The following is a 1,035-nucleotide window of genomic DNA, read 5'->3' on the forward strand; positions in this document are numbered from 1 at the left end:
AATACGAAAAATCCTGTTTTTATACAACTATTTTGCTATATTTGTTCGGAATCAAACGGAGGTTTTTTCACAGACTGACGTTGTATGCTATTTAACCACATAATTCTTTAAAATGAAGATTAAATTTTTATTAGTATTAATGCCCCTCTTTGCAATAAGTCAATCTAAACCATTTTACAAGCAGACTATTACTGCCTATGAAATAAACAAGAAAGACACGGTTAATAAAAAAATCATGGTAACATATCTTGATAGCTTAAGAAAGATTATTACCACTGAAAATAATATTTCAAACGCCATATCTGGGAGTAAATCAAAAAGTAATAAAACTCATTCTGTTACTGAAGTTGATTCAGATAGATTATATATTTTAACAGACATTGATGAAAAAGGTGATACAATAGGTAAATTAATTTATGTTTATGATGATAAAAAAAATCAAACAGAATATTATCAAATAAGAAGTGGCGATACAATAAATGGACAAAAACGTGTATATAATGAGTTTGGAAAAAATACTAAACTATACAACAAACGGAAAGAAGGCCACAAGTATTTTTTAAGGACGGAGTGTGAATATGATTCTAATGGAAACACCACACAAAGCAAAACTTATAATGAATCTGGGAAATTAATAGAATATGATAAATACGAGAATGTTTATGAAAAAAATGAATTTATAACTACCCAATTTTCATCTTCTAACGGCAATGGTTTTGTAAAGAAGTTAAAACAAATTAAAAAAGATTATACAACAACTACATATTATTATTCAAATAGTGTTGGCTTTAATTACGGAATAAAAATCAACATTTTTTATGGAGGTATGTGTATTCAAGAAGAAGATGAAAAAGGCAATATGAAAGAATTGAAAATATTTGATGACAATAAGAATTTATTAGTGTACGTCAAGAATTCTGAAATAAAACTTCAACCCGAAAATAAATAAACAGCATACAACATTTAGCAAACTAGGCGAGAAAAGCCCTTAGCAAGCCCCGAATTTGAAAGATTCCGGGGCTTTTCTTGTTTAGT

The 1,035-nt window shown here is 28.0% G+C and carries 1 protein-coding gene; it reads left to right on the forward strand.

Going from position 1 to position 1,035, the window contains the following annotated elements; translation table 11 throughout:
* The first annotated feature begins 112 nt into the window (after window positions 1-112).
* Window positions 113-949, forward strand: a complete 837-nt coding sequence (locus DB891_RS17455) for a hypothetical protein (protein WP_116764842.1) — start codon at window positions 113-115, stop codon at window positions 947-949.
* Window positions 950-1,035 lie beyond the last annotated feature (86 nt).

It is taken from the genome of Flavobacterium laiguense, from assembly GCF_003097655.1.
Taxonomy (GTDB): Bacteria; Bacteroidota; Bacteroidia; order Flavobacteriales; family Flavobacteriaceae; genus Flavobacterium; species Flavobacterium laiguense.